Source organism: Nonomuraea sp. NPDC048882 (assembly GCF_040649755.1).
Lineage (GTDB): Bacteria > Actinomycetota > Actinomycetes > Streptosporangiales > Streptosporangiaceae > Nonomuraea > Nonomuraea maheshkhaliensis.
In genome coordinates this window covers 404,956-430,385 of sequence record NZ_JBEZGB010000003.1, presented here as the reverse complement: position 1 = coordinate 430,385, position 25,430 = coordinate 404,956, and the positions used below count along the sequence as shown (strand labels likewise).

The window sequence follows — 25,430 nt, the reverse complement described above, 5'->3', positions numbered from 1 at the left end:
GGGGGCAGCCGATTCGGATGGACATCGTCACGAACTCCGGCGAGGACCTGGAGCGCGTGGTCCGTCAGGAGCTCGCCGAGGCCGGCTTCACTGTCGAACCGTCTTTAATGTCCGCCGACGGCGGGCTCGGCATCTGGCACGATCCGGCGCGCGGAGTGGTCATCGTCTGGGGCGCCTCGGCGGAGCAGCTGGTCAAGTACGCCACGATCCGCGCGGCGGTTCAGCTGGCGCTGCGGACCGTGCTGACCGACGCCGGGCATCAGGTCCGCCAGGACGACAACGGCATGGAGCTGATCGTCACGTCCTGACGCCACCCGGCGGCCGGCCCGCCTCGTGCGAGCGTCACATCCTGGCGTCGCGCAGCGGCCGGCCCACCTCGTGCAGGTGGCGCAGCGCCTGCGTCCATGACTCCACCAGCCCGCATTCGACGTAGTCGACGCCGAGCGAGGCGCAGTAGTCGCGCACGATCGGCTGCGCCTTGCGCAGGTTGGCGGTGGGCATGCTGGGGAACAGGTGGTGCTCGATCTGGAAGTTGAGCCCGCCGAGCGCGGTGTTGACCAGCCGCCCGCCGCGCACGTTGCGCGAGGTGAGCACCTGGCGGCGGAGGAAGTCCAGCTCGTCCTCGGCGGTGAGCACGGGCATGCCCTTGTGGTTGGGCGCGAAGGTGCAGCCGAGGTAGACGCCGTAACACGCCTGGTGGACGACCAGGAAGAGCAGCGCCTTGGGCAGCGGCAGCACCAGGAACACCGCACCCAGGTAGGCCAGCACGTGCGCGCTCAGCAGCAGCCCCTCGGTGCCCCTGCCCTTGAGCGACCTGCGGCGCAGCGCGCGGAAGCTGGAGAGCTTGAGGTTGAGCCCTTCGAGGGTGAGCAGGGGGAAGAACAGCCAGGCCTGGTGCCGGCCGATGAAGCGCGGCAGCCCCCGGCTCTCCTCGGCCTGCTTCTCGGACCAGATGAGGATGTCGGGGGCGACGTCGGGGTCGTGGTCCTCGTGGTTGGGGTTGGCGTGGTGGCGGGTGTGCTTGTCCATCCACCAGCCATAGCTGAGGCCGACGGCCAGGTTGCCGACGAACAGCCCGGCGATCCTGGCGACACGCCGCGACCGCGCGATCTGCCCGTGCGCCAGGTCGTGGGCGAGCAGGGTGACCTGCGCGAACGCCACCGCCAGCAGCACCGCGACGGGCAGCTGCCACCAGGAGTCGCCGACGACGGCGAACAGCGTCCAGGTGCCCGCGAACAGGGCGGCGACCAGGCCGATCCGGACCGCGTAGTAACCGGGCCGTTTGTCGAGCAGCCCTTCCTGGGCGATGCGCCGCGACAGCCGCGCGAAGTCGCTTCCCCGCCGTTGTCCCGGGGCCGGGCGGGAGGTCTCTGCCACAGTCACGTACGTCTCCGATGCCGAGGAGGGGAATGGTCCTCCTAGCATCGCCAGGGACAGGGGGCTCGCGGACCCCCGCTGTCACCCGGTTTCACGGTAGTGCCCGCCCTACCATGGGCGTCCCCGCCGCCTGGGGGATCGGGACCGCCTCACGCCCTCAGCGTCGGCGCCGGGCGGCCCCACCTGGTGGGGAATGGCGGGCGGCGGGGACACCGGCTCGGCACGTCCGCACGGGTCCCTCGCCCGGCCCTGCGCGGCTCACGCGGCGCCCGTCCGGTCCCGTGCGGCTTCCGCTGCCGGTCCCGCACGGCTCACCCGGCCGGTACCAGGTGGGCCGTGGCCGCGGACTCGCCGTGGACGTGCAGGTCGGGGCGGAAGGCCGCGAGGTAGGCGGCCCGGTCGCGGAAGGTGGAGGCGAGGGCGTCGCCGTAGTCGATGAGCTCCCTGTGGGCCTGCCTGCGCGGCTCGTAGCGGGCGCCGAGCAGCCGGTCGAGCAGGTCGTGGTCGCCGCCGGCCGCGCAGATGACGTCGGCCAGGATCTCGGCGTCGTGCAGGGTGTAGCTCATGCCCATGCCCGTCATCGGGTGGCAGGCGAACGCGGCCGAGCCGAGCAGGGCGGCGTTGCCCTTGTGGTAGGACTCCACCCGCAGCGAGGAGACCTTGATGCGCTGCCAGGTGGCGGGCAGCAGGAAGTTGAAGGCGTCGGAGCTCTCGGTGACGAACTTCTTTAGCTCGTCCAGCAGCACCGGGATGCCGTCCTGGAAGATCTCCTTGTCCGCCTCAGGCGGCAGGCCGACGAACACCCTGGCCTGGTCCCTGTTGATCGGGTACAGGTAGGTCATCCAGCCTTCCGAGCTGAAGTAGAGCCGGTTGAGCTGGGCGACGCTGGCGCTCAGCGGCACGGTGGCCACCCGCATGAGCAGCCGTTCGTACGGCATGGTGAGCTGTTCGATGCCGAGCGCGCGGCGGATCGCGGACTTGGTGCCGTCGGCGCCGATGACGACGTCGGCGCGCAGCCGCCGGCCGTCGGAGAGCGTCAGCTCCTCCACGTGGTCCCCGTCCGTGGCGATGTCGTCGATGCTGACGTCGAACCGGAACTCGACGCCCTCCATCGCGCAGGAGGTGTAGATGAGCTCGACCAGCTCACGGTACGGGCGGATGAGGAAGCCGCCGTCGGGGAAGTGGCAGTCCTGGATGGGGTCGCCGTCGTGGTAGTAGCGGACGAGGTCGCGTCTGAGTCCGTGGCGTCCGACGAGGTCCGCCAGCCCGTGCCGGGCCAGCACCCGCAGTCCAGGCGGCTTGAGGAAGTCGGCCCCCGCGCTGGGGACCGAGGGTCCCTGTTCGATGACGACGACGTTGCGGCCGCGGCGGCCCAGGAGTAATGCCAGGAAACAGCCGCCGAGACCGGCGCCGACGATGGCTACGTCGCAGGATGTGGTTGCCATGACGGGGAGCCCTTTCGAATGGTTGAACTAGTGCGTGTGCCCGCGCGTGCCGGCGAGCGGGCCTGGTTCGGCCGCCCTGGGACGCGGGACAGGGTCCGGGTAGTGATCCGGGTTCGGGCCCGGATAGGGGGGTGCGGACGGAGCACGGGTCTCGACCGGCAGCAGCGCGTCGGCCTCCGCCGCGACGGTGGCGAGGGTCATGCGCAGTTCGAGCAGCATCCGGCGCGGCACCTTGATCATCACGTCACCCGGGTCCGGCCGGAGCCGGGTGATCTTGGTCAGGGCCAGTGCCCCGATCAGCACCGAGATGGCCACGCACAGCGCGAGCGCGCCGGCCAGGCCCGCGTAAGGCCCGGTCATGAACGGGTGGTCGATCACGACCGACACGACGGCGACGCCGACGGCCCCGCCGACCATCCGGGCCATGGTGGCCGCGCCGACGGCGGAGGCGTACTGGTGCGGGTGGGCGGCCAGGGTGGTCGCGACGGAGGTGCCGGGGGCGAGCGCGCCGACCCCGATGCCGACCACGACGCTGGCGATCAGGCCCCACACGGTGGGTCCCGCCTGGACCAGCACGAGCACGCACGCGCCGCCGCAGAGCAGGGATCCGGCGTAGATGAGCCCGTACGCGCCGATGCGCTTGACCATGCGCCCGGCCAGGAAGCTCGTGACGACGACGGCGACCGATGTGGGGGTCAGCCACATGGCCACTTCGAGCATCGGGTAGCCGAGGTGGAGCAGGTAGAGGGGCTGCACGGTCAGCAGCCCGTACGACAGCGCGCCGAACCCCCAGGTGGCCAGCCAGCCCCAGACGAACTTGGGCCGCCGCCACAGGGCCAGGTCGATGGCCGGCAGGCGGTGGTGCCTGGCCTGCGCGAGCGCGCCGCCCAGCAGGGCCAGCGCGGCCAGCGCCAGCCACACCACGTCCATGCCCCAGGCCATGGCCTTGGAGATGGCCAGCACGATCACGGCGATGCCGGCGGCCAGCAGCCACGCGCCGAGCACGTCGGGAACGCCCTTGGCGGTGTTGCGCCGGCCCGAGGGCAGTCCGGCGCAGGCGATGAGGAGGGCGACGCCGATGACGACGTCGGGGACGAACAGGGACCGCCAGCCGACGGTGGCGGCCAGCCAGCCGCCGCCCGCCTGCATGAGCAGGCAGCCGAGCCCGGAGGCGGAGCTCCACAGCGCGATGGCGCCGCGCCGCTGCGATTCCGGCAGTTCCCCGAGCAGCAGCCCGAGACTGGCCGGGATCATCGCCGCGGCTCCCGCGCCCTGCACGGCCCGTGCGGCCAGCACGTACGACCAGGGTTCCACGGTGACGGTGGCGATCCCGCCGAGCACGAACACGACGAGCCCGACCGCCAGCACGCGGCGGCGGCCGAACAGGTCGGCCCAGCGGCCCGCGGTCGCCAGCAGTGCCGCGATCGGGATGAACGCCGCGCTGGTCAGCCAGACCAGGTCGCCGAGCGGCATCCCGGCGCCGGCGGGCGTGTATCGGAGCACGCCCACTGCCAGGGTGGTGGCCGTGGTGTCGGCCATCACCGTCAACATGACACCCGCACCGACCAGGCGCAGCATCACTCCGTGACGCCGGTTCACGCCGGGCGTGCCCGTCCCCCTGCTGGCCGTTGGTGACGAACGCACGTGGTTCCTCCTATGTGAGCGTCGATCGTTCTCCGCCGCGGGCGCACTCCGGCGGGTGCCGGCGGCGGAGCCGGACGTGATGTCTCGTGCTGTCTGTGGCGAGTGCTCAGGCGCCGTACCGGCCGGGCGACAAGAGGCCGTCCGGGTCGAGCGCGGTCTTGAGCCGGTGGAGCATGCCGAGTCCGGCGGTGCTGGTCTCCGACCAGACGTCGGCGGCGGCGTGGTCGATGTCGGAGCGGTAGATGGCGCAGCCGTTCCCGCGCAGCAGGCAGTTGCCGTCGTTGCGGAGCTGGTGCGCGCGGTAGGCGGCGTCGGGGGTGCCGCGGTCGAAGAAGATCTGGATGACGCCGTTGGCCAGGTGCTCGCTGACCATGTTCCACTCGACCATGAGGGCGGTGGTGTGGGCGTCCACGGCCGTCTGGAGCGCCGCCAGGATGTGCTCGGTCCTTCTCTCGTGCATCGGCATGACCGGCAGCAGGGCCAGGAAGCCCATCGCGCCCTCGTCGATCTGGTCGCAGGAGGTGACGCCGAGCGCGGCGTGCACGCCCCGGCAGGTGGGGATGCCCTGCGCCATGAGCGCCCTGGGGTAGAGCGGGTCGTCGGGGGCCACCTCGGCCGCGTCCACCACGCGCAGGGCCTCGGCGCCCTCGACCTCGATGAGCGCCTTGCGCAGCAGCTCCTCCGCCAGTTCGACGGTGGCGTCGCTGCCCATGAGCGGGCCGAGGACGGTGAACAGGCCGGGGTCCACGCCGGGCGGCAGCGCCCAGTCGCCGTGGCCGGGGACGAGGGACAGCTCGCGTACGCGCAGCAGCCCGTCGGCCGGGTTGCCGCTGCGCAGGAAGCCGGTGACGGCGCCGACCGCCGCGCCGACCTGGTCGCGCGGCATCCGGCCGTGCACGAGCCCGATGGTCTGCGGGCGCGGCACGAGCGAGACGGCCATCGCGGTGACGATGCCCAGGTTGTGCTGGACGAACGCGGACGTCAGGTCGGGCCCGGCGACCCGGCCGTGGTAGCGGCCGGCAGGGTCGAGCCCGCCGGTGGTGACCACGCTGCCGTCGGCCAGCACGGCCTCCAGGCCGGCCACGTCGTGCACGCGGGAGCGGACGCACCCGTCGCCGCGGTCGAGTGCGTTGCCGATCACAGAGGTGTCGGCGCACGAGGCGGTGACGTTCAGCATCCACGGGGTGTCGCGCAGGACGGCGGCGAGCTGCCGCTGGGTGACGCCCGGCTCGATGACCGCGTAGCCGGCCTCCAGGTCGAGGCTGCGCACCCGGTTCATGCCGCCGAGGTCGACGACGAGGTTGTCGTCGGTGACCGGCATGCCGGAGCCCATGCCCCAGTTCCTGCCGGTGCTGATGGGATAGAGACGGAGCTTGGCCGCGGTGGCCCGCCGGACGAGCGCGCGTACCTCGTCGAGGGTGCGCGGTGATTCGACGCCCGCCACGGAGCGCGGCTGGTGGCCCCCGACGTCACGCGACCTCAGCTCCGGTCGCGACAGATCCTGCATGACTCTCCTTGAATGGTGCGGTCCATTTCTCCGGCTCCCCGGCGAGGGAGCCACTGGGGGCACACGTCAGGCGGTGTGCGTGAGCAGGTCGTCGATGGAGCCGATGGCCTGGTTCGACATCTCTCTGATGTCACGCAGCCGCTGCTCGACGAAGACGTCGGCCTCGCCGTACGGGTCGGCGGGCGGGCTGACGGGCGGGACGCTCTCGGGGAAGGCGGGGAAGTCGAGGCTGCCGCGCGGCGGGGTCTGCGCGGGCACGTCGTGCAGTCCGTACGGGTGCCGCCGGACGTGGTCGGTGTGCTCGCGCCGGGAGCGGGCGGGCAGGTGCGGGGGGGTTCGCATGACGGGAGCTCTCCTACCGGATTCGTATGGGGTTTTCCGGGCGACCGCTCGCCGTTGAGCGGGTCGAGGTCAGCGTGCGCCCTCCTCGATGCCGGGGTGTCCGGCCCGTGGAGTGACGGCCGCGGGGGTCGCCCGCGGCACGCCGTGGTTGATGACGCTCGCGGCGATGCGGCGCTCCGCCAGCCCCATGTGGGGTCGGCCGGCACCGGGGGTGCTCGGCCTGGGAGTGGCCGAGCCGCGGATCATGGAGCTGGCGTGCACCCATCGGCGCGTCTCCGCCAGCACCTCTCGCTGCGCGCGGACCAGGTCCGCGTGCCGCGCGTAGTGTTCGCAGACGGCCCGCGCCAGCACCCGTGCCATGACGAGGTGCTCTTCGCAGGCGCCCGCGACCTTCGCCTCCAGGCCGGCGACCTGGGCGAGGAGCAGTTGCAGGTGCGGCAGGCCCGAGCTGCGCTCGAAGCCCTTGAGCTCGGCCAGCCGCTCGGGCCAGCGCAGCCGCCGCTCGATGGCGGCGCACACGTCCGCGACGAGCCGCGCGGCCGGCTCCTCGTCGGGGTCGTGCCCGTCCAGTTGCACGGCCCGCTGGGCCGTGGGTTCGAAGTCGGCGAGCCGGCGCAGCCCGCTCTGCAGCAGGCGTACCCGGTTGTGCAGGCACGCGGCGCTCCAGCCGAGTACCAGCAGGCGGTCCGCGTCCGCCTCGCAGTGCCAGCCGACCAGCGCCACTTCACGAGCCATCTGGTGGTGCAGCACCCATGACTCGTGTCCGGCCGGCGGTACCGGGGTGTCGATCCACACCTGGAGGCCGCCGGGGGGCAGCTCCGCCACGCCGATGTCCATGCCGTCGGGCGCGACCCTGGCGCAGATCCGCTGCACGACCCGCTGCTGTGCCGCCGTCTCCGGCGACATCGGCACCGGGCCCGGCAGCACGCGCTCCTGGGCCACTCTCGCCCTTGGCTCGATGCTCATCTGGGGCCACCTCCTGACCCGCACGGTCTCTCGACCTACGTAAATTGACACTTAATAGTGCCGCTCTGATCGTCGTAAGACACCGGTTTTCTGTCAACTGGCACTTTACGTAGCCGGATCTGGGGCCAGGTTTATCCGGCCCCCGTTGCGGGGAGGCGGCGCGTTCTCGCAGGTGAATGCCGTGTCGTCGCAGGTGGATGATCTAAAGTCCGTACGGTGCGGTGAACCGTGGACGACAGCCGAGGAGTGAGCCGGTGCCGATCTGTAAAGTCATGGTCGCGGCCGTGACCGTGGCCGCCGGGCTGCCTCCGCATCCCGGCCCGGTGCAGGCCGGGGCCGGTTACTGCGTGCTACCCGATCACTCCCTGCGGTCCCCTGCGGCGGAGCCTTACCTGATCGATACTGCTTCCTTCCTAGACTGGATTCATCCCAATCCGCCGCCCGCCGAGCGCGAGCCGACCTCCTCAGAACGGCTCGACTTCGCCGGGTTCCCCAACGTCTCGGCGCTCGACGTCACCGATTCCGACGGCGGCCCCGCGCTCAAGGTGATCTCGACCTTCACCACCAACGTGGACAAGGTCGTCACCCTGACCAGTTCGGCGGCGGTCTCGGAGGACGGTGGCGTCACCTTCGGCCCGTCGGGCGCCACGCCGCTGCGCGAGTCCCCGGTCGAGCTGCACGACGGCCGGTTCTTCGCCACGGAGTACTACCTGGAGCGAACCGGCCCGCACACGGCCCGGCTGGGGGTACTCACCTCGTCCGTGCTGGACGACGGGGAGAGCTGGCTGCGCTCGGAGGCGCTGCTGTCCACGCCCGGCGAGCTGCTGCCCGGCGGGGCCGCGCACGGGGCGCCGATCCAGCTCGCCGACGGGACGATCCTGATCACGGCGTACGCCCAATACGCCGAGACGGGGACGTACCAGGCCGAGGTGTACGCCAGCGGCGACGGTGGCGTCACCTTCGAGCGGCGCGGCGTGATCGCCGGGCCCGAGCCCGGGTTCGTCTACAACGAGGCGGCGATCGAGCAGGCGATGGACGGCAGCCTGGTGGCCGTGCTGCGCCGCGACGGCGGGCAATACTCGACGCTGCACCAGAGCCGCTCCACCGACGAAGGCCGCACCTGGTCGCCGGTGCGCGAGCTGCGCTTTCCCGGCCTGGACTGCGTGGTGCGCGGGGTCGCCCCGCGGCTGCTGCTGACCCCCGGAGGCGTCCTCGTGCTGAGCGCGGGGCGGCCGGACAACTGGCTGGCCGTCTCCCCCGACGGGCTCGGGGACGAGTGGCGGGAGCCGGTGGTGACCTACCACAACCGCGACGGCATCTGGGACGCGCACGGCTCGTCCGGCTACACCGGCCTGGCCGCCGTGGGGCCGCACCGGCTGATCCAGGTGTTCGACAACTGCAAGCTGCCGGGGGTGCGGCCGAACGGGCTGCTCGACGAGACGGCCTGCCCCCTGCACGATCGTTTCGAGCACGGCGGCTGGTACGCGATCAAGCGCCTGCTGTTCAGCGTGGCCACTCCGGGCGCGGCCGGCGGCACCCGGATCGACCTGGGCGAGCTGTACCGGCGGGGCGCGGTGCGGGTCTCGACCGATATGCGCTGGTCGAGCCCGTACCGGCCGCGGACCGGTCCTGGGGGCGCGCTCGACGGCAGCACCGGCTACTGGTCGAGCGCCGTCGGCAAGGGGCGCGGACGTTACGTGCTGCACCTGGACCGGCCGTACCGGCTGAGCCGCATCGGCCTCAGCCTGCGTCCCGGGCATCCGGCCGGGGCGCGCGTGTACGTGTCGGGGGACGGGCGGGAGTGGGGCGAACCCGTCGTCACGATCAAGGACAGGACCGATCACGCCCTGCGTTACGACGACCTCGGGGGGCGCACGGCCCAGCACGTCAAGATCGTCGTCGAGCCCGCGGCGGACTGCGACCCGGAGATCGGCCGCTCGTGCACCATGCTGAACGAGGTCGAGCTGTACTCAAGGTGATTTCCGGTCGTCACCGCCGGTGATTCCGGTCACCGGCGGGGCCGGCGGACACGGTCCCACGCGGCGCCCGCGTTCATCGGGGCCCGCTCGCCGTCATCGCAGCCGATCGGACGGACTTTCGACGCGGACACGCCTTCCGCGCGGACACGCCTTCCGCGCGGACGCCGGGGAGTGACGGCACCGGCGATGCCGTCACTCCCCGCGGCGCTTCTCCGCGCGCGGCCCCGGCCGGCGCGGCCGGTGGCCCTCGGCCGGCCCGCCTCGAACCGGCGCGGCCGGTGGTCTCACCGCTCCGGCGGCAGGTTCCTGTCGCGGCGGCCGGAGCCGGTGCTGTCGTTCCTGGTCTCCTCGTCGATCTCCAGGCGCTCCTTGCGGACCTGGCCCTCGACGGTCTCCTCGTGCTGGACGTCCTGCTTGTGCACGTGCACGCGCTCGACCGGCCTGGTCTCCTTGCCGACGACCGGACGCTCCTCGTGCAGGATCATCTCCCGGTCTTCCTCGCCGATCTCGAACGTCCCCGCCGTCTCGCCCTCGCGGATGACCTCGCGCTCGATGACGACCTCCTCGTGCGAGAGCGGGATCGTCTCGCGGACGACTTCGGTGTCCACGTACTTGTGCAGGTGGACGCGGCCGGACTCCCGGCTCTCCTTCCCGATGTGGATCCGCTCCTCCGACCGGATCATGTCGATGTCCCGCTCGTCGCGCAGACCGCCGGACGTCTCCCTGCCGGTCGTTCCGGGCATCGCAGCACCCATCGCACCACCGGTCAGTCCGCCGCCCATTTCGCCGGACGTTCCGCGAGGCATGTCGCCGGTCGTCTCGCCGGCCAGTCCCGCTCGCCGTTCCGCGCTCTCCCCCGTGATCGGTTCCCTGGTACGGGTCTCGCCGGGACGCTGGCGCGGTATGTCCGACGGGTGCATGCCGTAGTAGCGGTAGAGGTCGGCCTCCTCGTTCAGCGACAGGCGGCCGTCCACGTCGATGTTCGGCGCGCCTTTGATCATCTCCTTGTCGAAGGGGACCCGGATCTCCTCACCCGAGCGGCGGGCGTTGGCCAGAGGCACGAACGTCTGCTTCATCCCGAAGAACCCCGTGCGTACGGTCACCCACTCCGGCTCGCCTGTCCGATCGTTCAGGTAGACCTGGCCTACCTTGCCGATCGACTGTCCGTCCGAACCCACCACGTGGCAGTCGAGCAGGTTACGGATCTCTGTTTGCATAGCCACGTCGATCCCCCCGATGTTTCTCTCGTGGTTCAAAAGGGACAAATACCCTAAATCGCCACATATTCACACAAGGGAAGGTCAGTTTTGGCCCTACTCCGGGCGACCGGGCCGGTTCACGGTCACCCGGCCCGGATCACCTACCCCGACCCGGTTCACCACCACCCGGCCCGGTTCACTACCACCCGGCCCGGCCTGCCGTCAGCCGACCCGGCCCGCCGTCACCCGGGCGGCGTTCAGTTGCTCTGAGCCTTGCGCAGCGCGGACAGATGCTGCCGCAACGACGGGGCGGCCGTCTTGGCCAGCGCCACCACCGCCGGCGACGAGCCCTTGGTGATCTCCTTCTGGGTGGCCGCCAGCGCCTGCTTGTGCGCCTTGACCATGCCCGACAGGAAGTCCTGGTCGAAGTCCTCACCCATGGCTTCTTCCAGGCGGTTCAGCTCCTTGTGCTGGCCCGCGTCCGGCGAACTGGGCAGCCGCACGCCCAGCCGCGTCGCCGCCTGGGTGACCTTGCGGTCGAGCTGGTTGTGATCCTCGATCAGCATCCTGCCGATGGACTTGACCTGCTTGGTGGTGCCCTTGTTCCTGGCCAGCCCGCCGGCCTGGACCTCGGCCAGGTTCCCCTGATGGATGGCGCCCAGCCAGGCCTTGTCCTGCTCGGACGGGGGCGCGACGGTGGGGGTTGCCACCGCCGCATAGTTCTGCGCCGTGTCACCGGCGCAACCGGGCAGGGCGGCCAGGGCCGCGACGGCCAGGGACAGGGTGAGGCGAGTACGCATGAGGATTCCTCTGACCAGGTGAAATGACTCTGATACGGAGAGTAACCACCACGGTCGGAAGCACCCCGGCATTGCGGCCGAGGTGGCGCGTCCACGCCGCTCGCCGTCACCCGGTCACCGTCACCCGGATCTGGACCCGGTGTTTCCTCAGGCGGGGCCGCGGTAGTCCGTGGGCGGGCCTTCGGCTTCGTAGGTGTCCACCGGCCGGTCCGTGAGGAAGGCCCGGAGGAGACCGAGATAGGCGGTACCGCGCCCGGGGAAGCCCTCGTCGCCGGCGGCGTAGGCGAAGCGCGCGTCGGGGAGGGCACTCCGGTAGTCGGTGGCATCCGCCCAGCTCTGCGCATCACAGGGACCCTTGACGATGAGCACGGGCGCCTCCACCGCGCTCAACCCTCGCCGGACGGACGCAGGCACTGTCCTCCCGGCCAGCGCGACATACCCGCCATACCCGGCAGTAGCGGCATCGGTCTCGGGAACGCGCACGGCGGCATCGCTTCCGGCACGGGGCGAAACAGCACCGGCCCCGGGACCGAGCGCAACGACGTCCTCTCCAGAACGCGGCGAAGCGGCGCTCCCAGCCGCCCTAAGCCTGAGCCCCGTGACACCGGCCCCCTCCTGCCCGAAACCCACCGCCCCCGGACCGGAATCCGCCGCTCCAGAGCCCTCCGACCGGGAGCTCGTCGCACCGAAACCCGTCATCCCCGAGCCGCCCTCTCCAAGTCCGGCCACCCCTGGACCTGCCATCCCCGGACCCGCCGCCCCGGAACCAACCGCTCCTGAGCCGACCGCCCTTCCATCGGAGGATGGGCAGGGAGGTGGGGTTTGGTGGCGGAGGAGAGTGAGGTGGGTGGCGAGTTCTCGGTCACCGGCGAAGGCGTGGGCGGCGACCGGGTCGACCCGCAGCAAGGTGGACACGGCGAGCGTGCGCGGATCCGGGACCCCTCCCGGGCCCAGCAGGATGGCCGAGGCTCGCGGCCGGTCCCCAGCGCGCCCAGCCGGCAGGCCGGTGAGGCCCGCCGGGGAGTACAGGACGGTTCTGGCCACCCGGGCCGGGTGCTGTGCCAGGTAGGCCGCCGCCAGCTGGGCGCCGTAGTCGCGGGCGACGAGGTTCAGTCGTTCGGCGCCGATGGCCAGGCGGACGGCTTCCAGGTCGGCGACGTCGCGGGTCAGCCCGTACCCACGGGGATCGGCCAGCCGTCCCGAACGGCCGGCGCCGAGCTGGTCGTAGACGTAGACCCGGAACCCGTCGGCCGCCAGTTTGCCCAGGAACGCCGAGTCGCCGGCCAGGTCGCCCACTCCGGGGCCGCCGTGCAGGAACACCACCGGTTCCGGCCGGGTGACCCGCCGGGGCGAGACCCGTACGTACGCCAGCCGCGACCCCGTCTCCAGCCGCCACTCGCGCTGCCCGGCCACCTTCGCGGGCGTGGCGGGGACGGCGGACGGGCGCAGCGTGGCCGCGGAGACCTGCCAGACCACGGCCGCCTCGACGCCGAGCAGCACCACGGCACGTGCCCAGCGGCCCCAGCCGGCCGCCGGCCTGGGCACGCACAGCAGCAGCCCCAGGAAGAACACCGAGGCGAACACCGCCAGCCCGGTCACCGCGAACACCTGGGGCCGCGCTCCCACCATGGCCGTCCCGGCGAGCGCGGCCAGCCCCAGGACCGGCGAGAGCGCCAGCACCACGACGCCCGCCACCGCCCGCCCGGCCAACCTGCCGAAAGTAGCCACGAAGGGGACGTTAGCCCACGTTCCCCACCAGGGTCGGAAAAACCCCAGGAAGCACCCGCCACCAACGCCCGGGACGAAGGACAAGCAGGGTTGGAGGGAGCAGCCGACGCTCGGAACGGAGAGAGGCCGGGAGCGGGATCGGGGTCAGAGGAGGTGGGAGTACGCAACCTCGGCAACATGCTCAGTCACGCGGCGACGTCTACCCAGATATCACGCTTTCAGCGGAAGCGGATGGCGGGATAGCGCTTTCCGACGCTATGGGATGAAATGGCAGCATCCTTATCTACAGGCTGGAGTACCACCGTGCCACTGTTCGACCTGCCGCTCGACCAGCTCCGCAGCTACCTCCCCGACCGTGACGAGCCCGCCGACTTCGACGCGTTCTGGTCCGCCACCCTGGCCGAGGCCAGGGAGTTCGACCTGGCCGCCGAGTACGTCCCCTACGACCTGCCGTTCACCGGCGTGGACGTGTACGACGTGTCGTTCGCCGGCTGGGGTGGCCACCGGATCAGCGGCTGGTTCCTGCTGCCGCGCGGCGCGGAGGGGCCGGTGCCGTGTGTGATGCACTACATCGGCTACAGCGGCGGGCGTGGTTTCCCGAAGGATCATCTGATGTGGCCCGCCGCGGGGTACGCGGTGTTCGTCATGGAGACCCGCGGCCACGGCGGCGCGAACGTCGGCAGCCCCGGAGCCACCGGCGACCCCCACGGCAGCGCCGGGCCGCAGGCCCCCGGCATGATGACCCGCGGCATCCTGGACCCGGAGGACTACTACTACCGGCGCGTGTTCACCGACGCCGTCAGGGCGATCGACGCGGCGGCGGAGCATCCGGCCGTGGACGTCTCCCGCATCGTGACGTCGGGCGGCAGCCAGGGCGGGGCCATCTCGCAGGCGGCGGCCGCGCTGCACCCGGGCGTCAAGGCGGCGCTGATCGACGTGCCGTTCCTGTCGCACTTCCGGCGGGCGGTCGAGATCACGGGGCGCGACCCGTACCAGGAGCTGGTCCGTTATCTGTCCACCCGGCGCGACACCGCCGACCAGGTCTTCCGCACGCTGAGCTACTTCGACGGGGTCAACTTCGCCGCCCGCGGCACCGTGCCCGCGTTGTACTCGGTGGCGCTGATGGACGACATCTGCCCGCCGTCCACGGTGTTCGCCGCCTACAACCACTGGCAGGGCCCCAAGGAAATCACGGTGTGGCCGTGGAACAACCATGAGGGCGGCGGCGGCTACCAGTCGGAGGAGCAGCTGCGCTACCTGCACAAGCTTCTCAACGACGGCTGAGGCCGGTAAAGCGGCTGAAAGCCTCCGAAAGCCTCTGAAAGCGGCTGAGCGGAGTCCCCGCCGCGCCCGTGCGCCCCGCCGCGCCGCAGCCCGCGTGGGCCGCGGCACGGCGGGCTGGGGCACGGCGGGAGCCGCGTCAGGCGGTCCGCTCGGTCACCAGGAAGGAGACACTCCCCTGGTCGTCGGCTCCCGCGTCGAGGGCCTTGTCGTCCAGTACGGTCGCCGCCACCGGGTCGAGGTAGACCCGAGCGCCTCCCGCCTCGACCACCGCGTCGGCCGGTTCGGGGGCGGTGGCCAGGGTCAGGGTGAGCGAACTCGCGCCCTCTCCCTGCGACGAGATGCGGATCCCGCTCTGCGAGGGCTCCGGCGCGGTCGCGGTCAGGTCACGGATCGCCTGGGCGGCGTTTTCGGTCAGGGTGAGCACTACGGCTCCTCCTCACGTTCGACGTTCTTTGAAGTTGCCTGCCCTTCCCTCGACTCGGCGCCCTAACCCTTCTTGACTGAATTCTTTTCCCACTGTTCCGCGTGTCGCGGGCCTTGCACAAGATCGCGCACACAGCGCAGTGCCGCGGTCCCGTCGTACGGGACCGCGGCGAGGGAGCGGCTGGAATTACCGGGCGTCGGACCTCTTGCCGGTCTTGGAGTCGGCGCTGGGGCCGCAGGAGCCGGCCTTCGTGCTCGCCACCTTCCACTCAGAGCCCGGGAACGGGCTCATGAAGTGCGTCAGCAGGTCAACCGCGTAGTCGGGCACCTGCCCACCCGGATCCAGCATGGAGACCATCTGCGGCCCGTCGGCGCCGCGCAGCGTGATCGTGTTGGCGCCGGTGCCGGCCGCGAAGCCGGGTTTGGCGTCCACGGCCACGCAGGCCAGGCTGATCCCGGCCGCCTTGATCTCCTGCTTGGCCCCGATCCTGCGCATGCGCTGGTCGTAGCGGCGCAGGGCGAGCGAGGTGGTGGGTCCGATCCTGACCGCTTCGCGGAAGACGTCGTCGCCGACCTCCCTGCTCAGCTTGACGTCGAGCTTGACGTCGGGCCGCAGGTTGACGCCCTTCGCGGAGATCTTGACGGTGCCGTAGTTCCCCTCGAAGCCGGGGGCGAGGTAGCCGACGGCCGCGGGCGCCTTCACGCCGAAGGGCACCTTGCCCGGCCTGATCCGCAGCCAGGACACGCGCCTGATGCTCACCCCGACGTCCTCGATCGAGCTCTTCGCGAGCCCGAACTTCCCGCCGATGTGGTAGGTGAGGAAGCCCTTGGTGTACGGGAGCTCCTTGCTCACCGCGATGCCCTGCGGGGCGACCGCGTCCATGGTGAGCCCGGCGCGCAGCGTGATGCGGCCCGTGGGGACCGGCCTGGAGACCAGGTCGAGCGTGTGATCGGGGTTGAGCCTGACCGTGGTGTCGGCGGCCAGGTCCTTGACCGCGAACGCCACGTCGCCCAGCCGCCCCGACGGGTCCACCAGGCCGCCCTCCACGCCGAAGTAGCCGTCGAGCGTGCTGGCGCCGCCCTCCGCCTTGTACGTGACGGCCGGCACCTTCAGCCCGGCGGACGAGGCGTCGGCGTCCACGCCGAAGACGGCGGGCACGTCGCCGAAGCGCAGTTCCCCGGTGCCCTTGCCGGGCAGGGTGACCTTGGCGGTGAGATGCTTGACGGCGGCGGAGTTGCTCACGCGGATGCGGGTCTTGGCCCCGTACGTCCCCTGAAGTGCCACCTGCGCCGGCACCGGGTCGACGGCGACGTGGCCGCGCAGCCCGGCCGCCTCGGCGTGCAGGTCGAGGGAGCCGAGCGTGGCGGGCGGCTCGATCCGGTACGCGGCCTGCACGGTGTTGCCCTGCCCCACCCCGAACGGCCCGATCGCCATCGAGGTGATCTCGGCGGGCAGTCCGGTCAGGGTGGCCCTGGCCTTGATCGGCACGGGCGACAGGACACTGCTGGACAGGTAGACGCCGAGGTCGGGCCGCTTGGGCCGGAACCCGGAGAACGCCAGCGTGCGACCGGTCAGGTCCACCGTGACCTGGTCGGGCAGGCCGGTCACGTCCACGTACCCCTGCAGGCCGAAGCAGCCGCGCTGGGCCACGCAGAACGGACCCTGCGCGCAGCCGGGCGATCCGGCGGCGCAGCCGCCGTCCACCAGCGACACGCCGCCGGGCACGGCGGGCGCGGCCTGCATGCGGGCGAGCGCGGCCTTCTTGCCGAGCCAGGCGCGGGCGCGGACGTCCAGGCGCGAGCCCGCGTAGGTGAGCTTGCCGTCGGCCGAGGTGACGGACAGGCGTCCGGGCACGGGACCGACCGTGCCGATGAGGCCGAAGCGATCGTCGCCCCGGACGAGGTCGGCGTCCACGGCGAGGATCTGCTTGGCCGAGCGGAAGTCGGCGCTGAACCCCTGCTCGGCCGGGCTGAACTCGACGTGCGAGAGCCCGTTGACCAGGACGCTGGCGTCGAGGTCGCCCGTGCTCTGGTCGTAGTGGGCCGCCAGGTGCGGCCCGGTCGGCGCCTTGGCGCCGTCGTGGTTGGTGAACGCCAGCTCGGCCGTCTCGACCGGCCCCGACAGGCCGCGGAAGCGGTAGCCGGCCGGGTCCCATGAGGCGTCGAATCTGGCGGGCACGCCGCTGACCTCGGCGGCGGCCCTGGCGTACCGGTCGCCCAGCTTGACCCTGGCCAGCGCCGACACCTTGGCGACGGGGGCGTCGGAGGTCCAGGTCAGGGTCCTGGCCTTGGTGTCGGCGACGAGTTCCGCGCGCTTGCTGACGCCTTCGACGGTGGCGGTCAGGTCCTCGCCGCCCACCCGCGTCACGTGCGCTTTATTGGCATAAATCGCCATCGTGGCGAGCTTCGAGGACGTGCTCACCTTGACCGTCGAACGCTCGCCCAGCTCCCACGACGCCTTCACGTCGTCGCGCACGCCGTTCAGGGTGCCGTCGATGGTGGGGCCCGACTTGAGGTTCGTGTACGTGGCCCGCACCCGCTTGATCGGGCCGCTGGCCTGGTACTCCGCCTTCCTGGCCGACGGGTCGAGCATCACGTCCACGTCCCCGGGCGTGTTGCTGATCTCCAGACCGGCCACATGGGTGCGGTCGATGACGGCCGCGCCGACGAACGAGCTCCCGCTGGCGTTCGTCTTCAGGTGGGCGTGCGGCGCGGACCCGTACGTGACGTCGAACCCGGACAGCCCGGACACCAGCCCCGACACGCCGATGGCGGAGCCGTCCTTGATCATGGTGACGTGGCCGCCGCGCGGGGTGGCGACGGCGCCCCCGTTGCGCTGCAGCACGGCGGAGAACCTGCCGATGGGCGAGCTGGACGACTGGGTGATCTGGTGCCGCTCGGGGTCGTTGACCAGGCGCGCCCTGGCGGGCAGCTCGCTCAGCTCCGCCTTGAGCACGGTCTTGGCGGCGGCCCGGTCGTAGAAGAGCATGCTCGCCGCACCGGCGCCCGCGCGGCCCGCGCCCGCCGCGACGGCCAGGCTCTGCTTGCCGCCCGCGGCCACGTACTTGGCGGTGAAGGTGCGCGGGACGCGCTGGAGCTCGGCCTTGACCACCCGGTTCAACTGGCCGTCGCGGTAGTCGAGGTCGTCGACCCGGGCGTGGGCGATGGGGGTGGGACTGGTGAAGCGGACCTCGCCGTGCGCCAGCCGTACCTTCGCGCTGGTGCCCATGCGGTCGAGCACGGCGTGGGTGAGGCGGGCGCCGCGCACGGCGACCGCCTCCAGCTTGGCGGGCGCGGAGGCGGCGACGTCGAGAGCGCGTGTGTCGAGGGCGGCGTTCACGGTGAGCCGGGTGGTGGCCGGGGTCTGGCGCATGCTCACGGCGCTGCGGCCGGTCAGGCCGGCGACCATGGCCGCGGACTGTCCCGGCTCCTTGCGCTCGACGACCGCCTTGACCCGCTTGCCGGTCGAGTCCATCGTGAACGTGCCCTTGTCGGAGGCCGACAGCGAGGTGCCGCGGCGCAGGCCGTCGAACCCGACCGAGACCTTGCCGTCGTACTCGGCCCAGACCTGCGCCTTGAGGTTCTCGTCGCCGAGCCGCTTGACCGCGAACCGCAGCCCGAAGGAGCCCCCGCCGAAATCGGCGGAGGGCACCAGGTCGGCGGCCAGGTCGGGCTTGCTGTCGCCGGTCACGTCGGCGGCCACCGGGATGCCGACCGGCTGCCTGATCGAGCAGGAGACGGGCACCGCCTCGCTCTCGACGCAGAGCCGGTAGGTCAGCCCCGGCACGGCCTGCCCGAGCCCTTCGAACGACTTGGCGATCGCCGCCAGGGGCTTGATCAGCCCCAGCGTCGCGGCCTGGGAGGTGTCCGGCAGGATGTCGCCCGGATCGGGCGCCTGCTTACCGAACCCCTGTTCTTCCTGGACGGCGGTGGCGGCCGCGGTGATCTCGTTGACGAGCCCCGGGCCGGCCGGCGTGGTCACCTCGGGCGTGGCGGGGCCCACCCCGCCGTTCGCGGCGGGGCGCAGCGCGAGTGAGGTCTGCTGCGGCACCGTGACGACGGCGGGAGCCGGCTCCCGGACGGCGGGCACGGGCCGCACCTTCTGGGTGGAGGCGGCCTGCGCCCGTACAGGCTGAGCATGTGCCGGTACGGGCCCGGCCTGCGCTCCGGCCGGCGGCAGGGCCACGAGGGCGGCGCCGGCGATCGTCGTCGAAGCGAGCACGCGCAGGAGGGCGTGCGGCATGTAGCGTTCTCCCCCGGACCTGGTTAATTCATCCCATCAGAAACATAGGTCACGAGACGACCATACTTCCTCACTTTCCGTCAAACTGCTTCCGACATGGGACTCCAATTTTCTGGTGGAAGGGATGTTTCGCCGCAGGTGGGGCGTCTCGGGCGCCGCTGCCGGGCGCGGCGTAGGTTTTGGACGGGGCTGAGGTCCGGGATCGGAGGTCCGGACGGGGCGGCGGATCAGACGATCCGGACGACGATCTTGCCGCGTACTCCCCCGGCCTCCAGCGCCCGGTGCGCGCCGGCGATGTCGGCGAGCGGGTGGACCGCGTGCACGAGCGGGCGGAGCGCGCCCTCCTCGACGTAACGGGTCAGCGCGGCGAAGTCGCGGTGGGTGGGGTCGCCACTGAAGAAGCGCACCCGCCGGGAGCCGAACACGGCGGAGGCCAGCACGTACGACAGCGACGCCACGGGCCGGCCGAGGTCGAAGGCGATGGCCACCATGCGCCCGCCCGGCGTCAGGAGACGGCGGAACGGCTCCTGCGCCACGCCCTTGGTGTCCATGACGGCGTCGAACGGGCCCAGATCGGCCGGGCCGGTGACCGCGTAGTCGTGGGCCTCGTCGGCGCCGATCTCGCGGACGAAGTCCAGCGTCCTGGCCGAGGCCAGCGCGGTGACGTGGGCGCCGAAGTGCTTGCCCAGCTGGACCGCGGCGCTCCCGACGCCGCCGGCCCCGCCGATCACCAGCAGCCGCTCGCCGGGACGCAGCCGGGCCTTGTCGCGCAGGGCCGTGATCGCGGTCGTGGCCACGGGCAGGGCCGCGGCCTCGACCAGGTCGATGCCGGACGGAACGAGGGAGAGCTGACGCGGGCGCACGGCCAGGTACTCGGCGGCGCTGCCGAAGGTGCGCGACAGCGCGCCCCAGACCCGGTCGCCGACGGCGGGGCCCGGCTGCCGCGAGCGCGCGGCGACGACCTCACCGGTAAAGTCGATGCCCACGGTCTTGGGGAACCCGCGTTGCAGCAGGTCCGTCAGCATCCGCAGCTTGCCCGCGCGGCCGTGCAGCTCACCGCCGTTCACGCTGATGGCGTGCACCTTGACGAGCACTTCGCCGGGGGCGGGGGACGGCATGGGGCGCCTGCCCTCGTAGAGCACCTCAGGGGGGCCGTACCTGTCGTAGAGGGCCGCGCGCATCTCGTCCACTGTGTCTTTCGTCCTCTCTGCCGGAATCGTCATCAGTGACGCTAACGCGGCAAACGGACGGGGTGCTCCACTTAAGCTAATGTGAGAAACATGCCTGCTCATCCCTCTCGGATAGCGCCCGACACCCTCCCGCCCACGACAGCCGGCGACCACCACGGCCCGCGCCCCGCCGTACCGGATGAGCCGCGCGCGGCCGTACCCGAAGGGGATCGGCCGGCCGGGCTTCCCACGGCCAGTCCGGGAGGGGATCGGCTGGCTGAGCTGCGCGCGGCCGTGCAGGCCGATCTACGCGTGCCGCCGCAGGACGGGCCTGACGCCGACCTGCGGGCCGACGCGCGGCACAACCGCGAGCGGATCCTCGGCGCGGCGCGGGAGGCGTTCGCCACGCGCGGGCTTGACGTGCCGATGGCGGCCATCGCGCGGCGGGCGGGCGTCGGCGTGGCGACGCTCTACCGGCGCTTCCCCTCACGCGAGTCGCTGGTCGTCGAGGTCTTCGCCGACCAGCTCACGGCCTGCGCGTCCACCGTGGACGACGCGCTCGCCGACCCCGACCCGTGGCGGGGCTTCACCACGGCGATCGAGGAGATCTGCGCGATGCAGCTCGCCGACCGGGGGTTCGCCGCGGCGTTCATGACGACGTTCCCCACGGCGACCGACTACGAGCACACGCGGGCGCACGCCGAAGGGCGCTTCGCCGAGCTGGTACGGCGGGCCAAGGAGGCCGGGCGGCTGCGGGCCGACTTCGACCCGGCCGATCTGGTCCTGCTGCTCAAGGCCGTCTGCGGCGTCACCGTCGACGCCGGCGAGGCCGCGGCGGCCTCGTCGCGCAGGCTGGTGGCCTACCTGCTGCAGTCCTTCGAGGCCGGCCACACCGCCCCCTTGCCACCCCCGCCCCCGCTCGACCTCGGCCACCTGCACCCGGCCGCATCCCACTGATTCCTCCCCCGCGCACCGCGTCGCGGGACGGCACGTCCGGGGCGGCGAGTCCGGGGCATCGCGGGGGTGAAGTCGAGCCCGCGCGGCAGGGGAAGTGGTCAGCGGGGTGGATGCTTCTCTGGAGGTCAGCCGCCCAGCGACCGCAGGGCCTGGGCGATGCCGTCGCCGGAGCCGGCCGCGATCACGTTGCCGTCGCGGTCGCGGGCGATGGCGGTGATCCCGTCGCGGACGTCGCGGGCCAGCGTGATCGTGGCGTCCTCGGCCAGCAGCCGCTCGGCCACCGGCGGCCTCGACCCGGGCTTGCCGAGCAGGCGCCTGGCCGCGATCAGCGCGACGACCGGGGTGCGGTGGCGGGTCAGCAGCACGGGCTCGTCGTGCGGCCCGACGGCCTGGCGGACGAGCTCGCCCAGCTTGGACCGGGCGGCCGACAGCGACAGCACCGGCAGCCCGCTGAGCACCCCGGACAGGTTCGACAGCGGGACCAGTGCGGCCCACTCCCAGCGTTCGCGCGTGATGAGGACGGTCGAGCCGTTGGTGGCGGCGTCCACGAGCGAGCCCCACCGGCCGCGGGCCTCCTCCACGCCGACGGGGGCGCCGAAGCGCGCCTCCAGGTCCTCGTACGGGGGCCGATCCGAGTTGATCATCGCCGAATCGTAAGCCGCCTTACAGGAATTTTGCAAGCCGCCTTACATTTCGGCGCCACTATGGGACGGTCGGGCCGAGCTCAGGAGAGAGGCCGGACTCATGGAAGTGGGGCGGGCCCATGAAAGCGGGCCCATGAAAGCGGGCCCGTGAACGTGGGGCCCCGTAAGTGAGGTGGCCGTTCAGTGGAGGCGGTCCAGGGCTGCCAGGTCGTCGGGGGTGAGCTCCACACGGGCCGCGTCCAGGTTCTCCTCCAGATGGGCGAGCGATCCCGTGCCGGGCGTCGGCAGGGTGACGGGCGAGACGTGCAAAAGCCACGCCAGCGCCACCTGCCCCGCACTCACCCCATGCCGCCGCGCCACCTCCCCCAGCACCGCCGATCCCGGCACCGCCCCCACCGGCGCCACCTCCCCCGGCGCCGTGTCGTCGGCGGTCAGGGTGCCGTTCCCGAGGGGGAACCACGGCAGGAAGGCCGGCCCGCGTTCCTCGCACAGCCGCAGCACCGGCTCGGACTCCCGGTCGAGCACGTTGTAGCGGTTCTGGACGGAGGCGATCTCGGTGATCTCCAGGGCCTGCTCCAGCTCGCCCGCCGTGACCGTGTCGAGCCCGATGTGCCGGATCTTGCCCTCCCGCCGCAGCTCGGCCAGCGTGCCGAGCTGATCCGCGAGTGGCACCGCGGGGTCGAGCCGGTGGAGCTGGTACAGGTCGATGGTCTCGGTCCGCAGGCGGCGCAGGCTCGCCTCGCACATGGCGCGCAGCCGTTCCGGCCGCCCGTCGACGTGCCAGACGTTCGGTCCCGTACGGACGACGCCGCCCTTGGTCGCCACCACCACGCCCTCCCGGTACGGGTGCAGCGCCCGGGCGACCAGCTCCTCCGCCAGCGACGGCCCGTAGTTGTCGGCCGTGTCGACCAGGGTCACCCCGCGCTCGACGGCGCGGCGCAGCACGGCCACCGCCTCGGCAGGCTCCATTCTGGGCCCCCAGTAGCCGTGCCCGGTGAGCCGGCCGGTGCCGTACCCGAGCCGCCGCACCCGCAGTTCGCCCCCGATGGTGAACTCCTGACCGATCACCGTTCCCCCTTCGTCAGCCGTGGCTCGCCATGACCTCGGTGGACGCGGGCCCGATCGGAGAGAGTAGCGTCCCACACAGGTGATGGGAGGTGGGCATGAGGCCCATGGAACAGCGGACGATCCTCGTCACGGGCGCGACCGACGGCCTCGGGCGGGGGCTGGCCGCCGACCTCGCGGGCCGGGGCGCGACCGTGCTCGTGCACGGCCGCGACGACGAGCGCGGGCGGGCCACGATGGCGGAGATCAGGGCCGGCGTCCCGGGGGCGCGGCTGCACTGGTACCGCGCGGACCTGTCCTCGCTCGACCAGGTACGCGAGCTGGCCGCCGCCGTCGCCGCGGAGCACGAAGGGCTCGACACGCTGGTCAACAACGCGGGGATCGGCACCACCGTGCCCGGCGGCGAGGCGCGCCAGGAGAGCGCCGACGGCCACGAGTTGCGTTTCGCGGTCAACTATCTGGCGGGCTTCCTGCTCACCAGGCTGCTGCTGCCGGTGCTGCGGGCGGCGGCGCCGTCCAGGATCGTCAACGTCAGCAGCCTGGGGCAGGAGCCGATCGACTTCGGCGACGTGATGCTGCGCGAGGGATACAGCGGCGCGCGCGCCTACCGGCAGAGCAAGCTGGCGCAGGTGATGTTCACCGTGGACCTGGCCGAAGAGCTGGAGGGCACGGGGGTCACCGCGAACGCGCTGCATCCGGCGACGTACATGCCGACCAAGATGGTGCCCGTGCCAGCCCTGAGCGAGCTGCGCGAGGGGGTCGAGGCGACCTCGCGGCTGGTGACCGACCCGGAGCTGGACGAGGTGTCGGGAGGCTTCTTCGACGGGACGCGGCCCGCGCGGGCGATGCGGCAGGCGTACGACCCGGAGGCGCGGGCCAGGCTGCGCGAGTTGTCGCGCGAGCTCACGGGCGTCTGACGGGCACCTGACCTCGACGGGGTGCCCGGGACGCGCCCCGCTCCGGGCGCCTGACCTCGGCCGGTGCCCGGAGACGCGCCCCGGCCTCGACCGGCGGCGGAAAAGCGTTCGAGCGGCGCCGGTCGCCTCGGCTAGCCTGCCGCCGGTGCACGTGTATCTGGAGACCGAGCGGCTGATCCTGCGCCGCTTCACCGAGTCCGACGCCGACGACCTGTTCGCCCTGAACAACGATCCCGACGTGATGCGCTACCTCAACGGCGGCGCGCCGACGCCGCGGGTGGTGATCGAGGAGCGCACCCTGCCGCGCCTCATCGCGGGCGGGTTCTACGCCGCCCTGGAGAAGCCGGCGGGGCGCTTCCTCGGCTGGTTCCACCTGCGGACGGTCGAGGGCCGGCCGCCGGACGAGCTGGAGCTGGGTTACCGGCTGCGCAAGGAGGCATGGGGGCGGGGGTTCGCGACCGAGGGCTCGATCGCGTTGATCGCCAAGGCGTTCACCGAGCTGGGCGCCGGTCGGGTGTTCGCCCAGACGATGGCGGTCAACCTCGGGTCACGGCGGGTGATGGAGAAGTGCGGGCTGCGTTACGTGCGTACGTTCCACCCGGACTGGCCCGATCCCATCGAGGGCTCGGAGCAGGGCGAGGTGGAGTACGAGCTGCTGCGCTCCGACTGGGAGGCCGCGCACGGCGCCTGAGCCGCGCGCCCGAATGGCGCTGGAGCCGAGGGACCGCACGGCTGACCCGGCCGGCTGAACTGCCTGGCCGGCCCACCCGGCTGGGCCGACCCGCCGGGGCGACCCATCGGGGCGACCCATCGGGGCGCCCGGCGCGTTGGCGACGCGCCCATCTGATCGGCGACCCAACCTGGTGCACTGGTCGGACCAGTCGCTAGGGTGCCTGTATGGGATATGACGCGCTGTTCCGCCTGGACGGGCGGCGGGCCGTGGTGATCGGGGCAGGAAGCGGGATCGGCAGGGAGTCCGCGCTGGCGCTGGCCGCCCACGGGGCCTCCGTGGTGTGCGCGGACCGGAACCTGGAGGCCGCGAAGGAGACCGCCGACGGCTGTGGCGGGGACGCCCGGCTGGTCGACGTGCTGGACACCGAGGCGGTGCGCGCGCTGGCCGCGGAGCAGCCGGCCGACGTGCTCGTGTTCACGGCGGCCACCAATGTGCGCAAGCGGCTGCTCGACTACACCGGCGAGGAGTTCGACCGGGTGGTGGGGCTGAACCTGCGGGCCTCGTTCGACGTGGTGCGCGCGTTCGGGGCGGGCATGGTCGAGCGGGGACGCGGCTCGATCATCGGCTTCGCCTCGATCAGGGCCTCGGTCACCGAGCCGGGCCAGAGCGTCTACTCGGCCACCAAGGCCGGGCTGGTGCAGTTGCTGCGCACGGCCGCGGCCGAGTTCGGGCCGCACGGGGTACGGGTCAACGCCATCGCGCCCGGCGTGGTGGAGACGCCGCTGACCCGGCAGATCCAGGACGATCCCGCCTGGTACACGGCGTACTCGGACAAGTCACCCCTCGGCCGGTGGGCCAGGGCGGACGAGATGGCCGGCGCGGTGGTCTACCTGGCGAGCGAGGCGGCCAGCTTCGTCACCGGCTCCGTCCTGTACGTGGACGGCGGCTGGACCGCCGTGGACGGCCGCTTCGACCCACCCAACTGACCACCTGCCGGCCCACTGCCCACCGGCTGACCGCTTCCCGGCCCGCCCGCCCGGCCACCTTCCGAGCGGGCGGGCCGGAACG

General features: G+C 72.2%; 21 protein-coding genes. 7 read left to right on the top strand and 14 right to left on the bottom strand.

The window, feature by feature from the left end; all coding sequences use genetic code 11:
* The first annotated feature begins 17 nt into the window (after positions 1-17).
* The gene (locus AB0C27_RS12020) at positions 18-308 is read left to right on the top strand and encodes a hypothetical protein (protein ID WP_357841729.1); all 291 of its coding nucleotides are present in this window, start codon (positions 18-20) and stop codon (positions 306-308) included.
* Between the two features lie 34 nt (positions 309-342).
* Here the strand turns inward: AB0C27_RS12020 and AB0C27_RS12015 are convergent, their stop codons facing one another.
* The 6 genes from AB0C27_RS12015 to AB0C27_RS11990 form a co-directional block, all read right to left on the bottom strand.
* On the bottom strand, positions 343-1,383 hold the full coding sequence (locus AB0C27_RS12015) for an acyl-CoA desaturase (RefSeq protein WP_357841726.1): 1,041 nt from the start codon (positions 1,381-1,383) through the stop codon (positions 343-345).
* Between the two features lie 305 nt (positions 1,384-1,688).
* Complete coding sequence (locus tag AB0C27_RS12010) at positions 1,689-2,822, bottom strand: FAD-dependent monooxygenase (protein WP_357841722.1); 1,134 nt, start codon at positions 2,820-2,822, stop codon at positions 1,689-1,691.
* A gap of 27 nt (positions 2,823-2,849) precedes the next feature.
* On the bottom strand, positions 2,850-4,466 hold the full coding sequence (locus AB0C27_RS12005) for an MFS transporter (RefSeq protein WP_357841719.1): 1,617 nt from the start codon (positions 4,464-4,466) through the stop codon (positions 2,850-2,852).
* A gap of 106 nt (positions 4,467-4,572) precedes the next feature.
* Positions 4,573-5,973 carry an FAD-binding oxidoreductase gene (locus tag AB0C27_RS12000; protein WP_357841716.1) on the bottom strand — a complete coding sequence of 467 codons (1,401 nt, stop codon included), beginning with the start codon at positions 5,971-5,973 and terminating at the stop codon, positions 4,573-4,575.
* A gap of 66 nt (positions 5,974-6,039) precedes the next feature.
* Complete coding sequence (locus AB0C27_RS11995) at positions 6,040-6,315, bottom strand: hypothetical protein (protein ID WP_357841713.1); 276 nt, start codon at positions 6,313-6,315, stop codon at positions 6,040-6,042.
* A gap of 69 nt (positions 6,316-6,384) precedes the next feature.
* On the bottom strand, positions 6,385-7,281 hold the full coding sequence (locus AB0C27_RS11990) for a hypothetical protein (protein ID WP_357841710.1): 897 nt from the start codon (positions 7,279-7,281) through the stop codon (positions 6,385-6,387).
* A 254-nt stretch (positions 7,282-7,535) separates the two neighbouring features.
* On the opposite strand from AB0C27_RS11990, the gene AB0C27_RS11985 reads away from it, so the two are divergent.
* Complete coding sequence (locus AB0C27_RS11985; RefSeq protein WP_357841707.1) at positions 7,536-9,260, top strand: exo-alpha-sialidase; 1,725 nt, start codon at positions 7,536-7,538, stop codon at positions 9,258-9,260.
* A 284-nt stretch (positions 9,261-9,544) separates the two neighbouring features.
* Here AB0C27_RS11985 and AB0C27_RS11980 read toward each other — a convergent pair whose 3' ends face one another.
* The 3 genes from AB0C27_RS11980 to AB0C27_RS11970 all read right to left on the bottom strand — a co-directional run bounded on the left by AB0C27_RS11980 (position 9,545) and on the right by AB0C27_RS11970 (position 12,987).
* A complete protein-coding gene (locus AB0C27_RS11980; protein WP_357843083.1) occupies positions 9,545-10,477 on the bottom strand; it encodes a PRC and DUF2382 domain-containing protein in 933 nt (310 codons plus the stop codon).
* A 239-nt stretch (positions 10,478-10,716) separates the two neighbouring features.
* Positions 10,717-11,259 (bottom strand): DUF4142 domain-containing protein, encoded by a 543-nt coding sequence (locus AB0C27_RS11975; protein ID WP_357841704.1) that lies wholly within the window; start codon positions 11,257-11,259, stop codon positions 10,717-10,719.
* A 147-nt stretch (positions 11,260-11,406) separates the two neighbouring features.
* Positions 11,407-12,987 carry an alpha/beta fold hydrolase gene (locus tag AB0C27_RS11970; protein WP_357841701.1) on the bottom strand — a complete coding sequence of 527 codons (1,581 nt, stop codon included), beginning with the start codon at positions 12,985-12,987 and terminating at the stop codon, positions 11,407-11,409.
* Between the two features lie 303 nt (positions 12,988-13,290).
* On the opposite strand from AB0C27_RS11970, the gene AB0C27_RS11965 reads away from it, so the two are divergent.
* Positions 13,291-14,271 (top strand): acetylxylan esterase, encoded by a 981-nt coding sequence (locus AB0C27_RS11965; protein ID WP_357841698.1) that lies wholly within the window; start codon positions 13,291-13,293, stop codon positions 14,269-14,271.
* 136 nt (positions 14,272-14,407) lie between these two features.
* Here the strand turns inward: AB0C27_RS11965 and AB0C27_RS11960 are convergent, their stop codons facing one another.
* The 3 genes from AB0C27_RS11960 to AB0C27_RS11950 form a co-directional block, all read right to left on the bottom strand.
* Positions 14,408-14,695 carry a Fe-S cluster assembly protein HesB gene (locus AB0C27_RS11960; protein ID WP_357841695.1) on the bottom strand — a complete coding sequence of 96 codons (288 nt, stop codon included), beginning with the start codon at positions 14,693-14,695 and terminating at the stop codon, positions 14,408-14,410.
* 186 nt (positions 14,696-14,881) lie between these two features.
* Entirely contained in the window at positions 14,882-18,937 is a 4,056-nt protein-coding gene (locus AB0C27_RS11955; protein WP_357841692.1) for a hypothetical protein, read from the bottom strand.
* Between the two features lie 227 nt (positions 18,938-19,164).
* Positions 19,165-20,118, bottom strand: coding sequence for an NAD(P)-dependent alcohol dehydrogenase (locus AB0C27_RS11950; RefSeq protein WP_357843081.1), 954 nt, complete (start codon positions 20,116-20,118; stop codon positions 19,165-19,167).
* A 99-nt stretch (positions 20,119-20,217) separates the two neighbouring features.
* Here AB0C27_RS11950 and AB0C27_RS11945 point away from each other — a divergent pair, with 99 nt between their 5' ends.
* Positions 20,218-21,063: a helix-turn-helix domain-containing protein gene (locus AB0C27_RS11945; RefSeq protein WP_357841689.1), complete on the top strand. Its 846-nt coding sequence runs from the start codon at positions 20,218-20,220 to the stop codon at positions 21,061-21,063.
* 125 nt (positions 21,064-21,188) lie between these two features.
* Here AB0C27_RS11945 and AB0C27_RS11940 read toward each other — a convergent pair whose 3' ends face one another.
* On the bottom strand, positions 21,189-21,707 hold the full coding sequence (locus AB0C27_RS11940; RefSeq protein WP_357841686.1) for a hypothetical protein: 519 nt from the start codon (positions 21,705-21,707) through the stop codon (positions 21,189-21,191).
* Between the two features lie 180 nt (positions 21,708-21,887).
* A complete protein-coding gene (locus AB0C27_RS11935; RefSeq protein WP_357843078.1) occupies positions 21,888-22,772 on the bottom strand; it encodes an aldo/keto reductase in 885 nt (294 codons plus the stop codon).
* A gap of 98 nt (positions 22,773-22,870) precedes the next feature.
* Between AB0C27_RS11935 and AB0C27_RS11930 the strand changes: the two genes are divergently transcribed.
* The 3 genes from AB0C27_RS11930 to AB0C27_RS11920 all read left to right on the top strand — a co-directional run bounded on the left by AB0C27_RS11930 (position 22,871) and on the right by AB0C27_RS11920 (position 25,348).
* Positions 22,871-23,689, top strand: a complete 819-nt coding sequence (locus AB0C27_RS11930; protein ID WP_357841683.1) for an SDR family NAD(P)-dependent oxidoreductase — start codon at positions 22,871-22,873, stop codon at positions 23,687-23,689.
* A gap of 145 nt (positions 23,690-23,834) precedes the next feature.
* A complete protein-coding gene (locus AB0C27_RS11925; RefSeq protein ID WP_357841680.1) occupies positions 23,835-24,380 on the top strand; it encodes a GNAT family N-acetyltransferase in 546 nt (181 codons plus the stop codon).
* 206 nt (positions 24,381-24,586) lie between these two features.
* A complete protein-coding gene (locus tag AB0C27_RS11920) occupies positions 24,587-25,348 on the top strand; it encodes an SDR family NAD(P)-dependent oxidoreductase (RefSeq protein WP_357841677.1) in 762 nt (253 codons plus the stop codon).
* Positions 25,349-25,430 lie beyond the last annotated feature (82 nt).

Bases quoted from the DNA above. Each gene is read 5' to 3' on its own strand.
- AB0C27_RS12020 (WP_357841729.1), top strand. From the start codon at position 18: ATGGACATCGTCACGAACTCCGGCGAGGACCTGGAGCGCGTGGTCCGT.
- AB0C27_RS12010 (WP_357841722.1), bottom strand. From the start codon at position 2,822: ATGGCAACCACATCCTGCGACGTAGCCATCGTCGGCGCCGGTCTCGGC.
- AB0C27_RS12000 (WP_357841716.1), bottom strand. From the start codon at position 5,973: ATGCAGGATCTGTCGCGACCGGAGCTGAGGTCGCGTGACGTCGGGGGC.
- AB0C27_RS11995 (WP_357841713.1), bottom strand. From the start codon at position 6,315: ATGCGAACCCCCCCGCACCTGCCCGCCCGCTCCCGGCGCGAGCACACC.
- AB0C27_RS11990 (WP_357841710.1), bottom strand. From the start codon at position 7,281: ATGAGCATCGAGCCAAGGGCGAGAGTGGCCCAGGAGCGCGTGCTGCCG.
- AB0C27_RS11980 (WP_357843083.1), bottom strand. From the start codon at position 10,477: ATGCAAACAGAGATCCGTAACCTGCTCGACTGCCACGTGGTGGGTTCG.
- AB0C27_RS11975 (WP_357841704.1), bottom strand. From the start codon at position 11,259: ATGCGTACTCGCCTCACCCTGTCCCTGGCCGTCGCGGCCCTGGCCGCC.
- AB0C27_RS11955 (WP_357841692.1), bottom strand. From the start codon at position 18,937: ATGCCGCACGCCCTCCTGCGCGTGCTCGCTTCGACGACGATCGCCGGC.
- AB0C27_RS11950 (WP_357843081.1), bottom strand. From the start codon at position 20,118: ATGCGCGCGGCCCTCTACGACAGGTACGGCCCCCCTGAGGTGCTCTAC.
- AB0C27_RS11945 (WP_357841689.1), top strand. From the start codon at position 20,218: ATGCCTGCTCATCCCTCTCGGATAGCGCCCGACACCCTCCCGCCCACG.
- AB0C27_RS11940 (WP_357841686.1), bottom strand. From the start codon at position 21,707: ATGATCAACTCGGATCGGCCCCCGTACGAGGACCTGGAGGCGCGCTTC.
- AB0C27_RS11930 (WP_357841683.1), top strand. From the start codon at position 22,871: ATGAGGCCCATGGAACAGCGGACGATCCTCGTCACGGGCGCGACCGAC.
- AB0C27_RS11920 (WP_357841677.1), top strand. From the start codon at position 24,587: ATGGGATATGACGCGCTGTTCCGCCTGGACGGGCGGCGGGCCGTGGTG.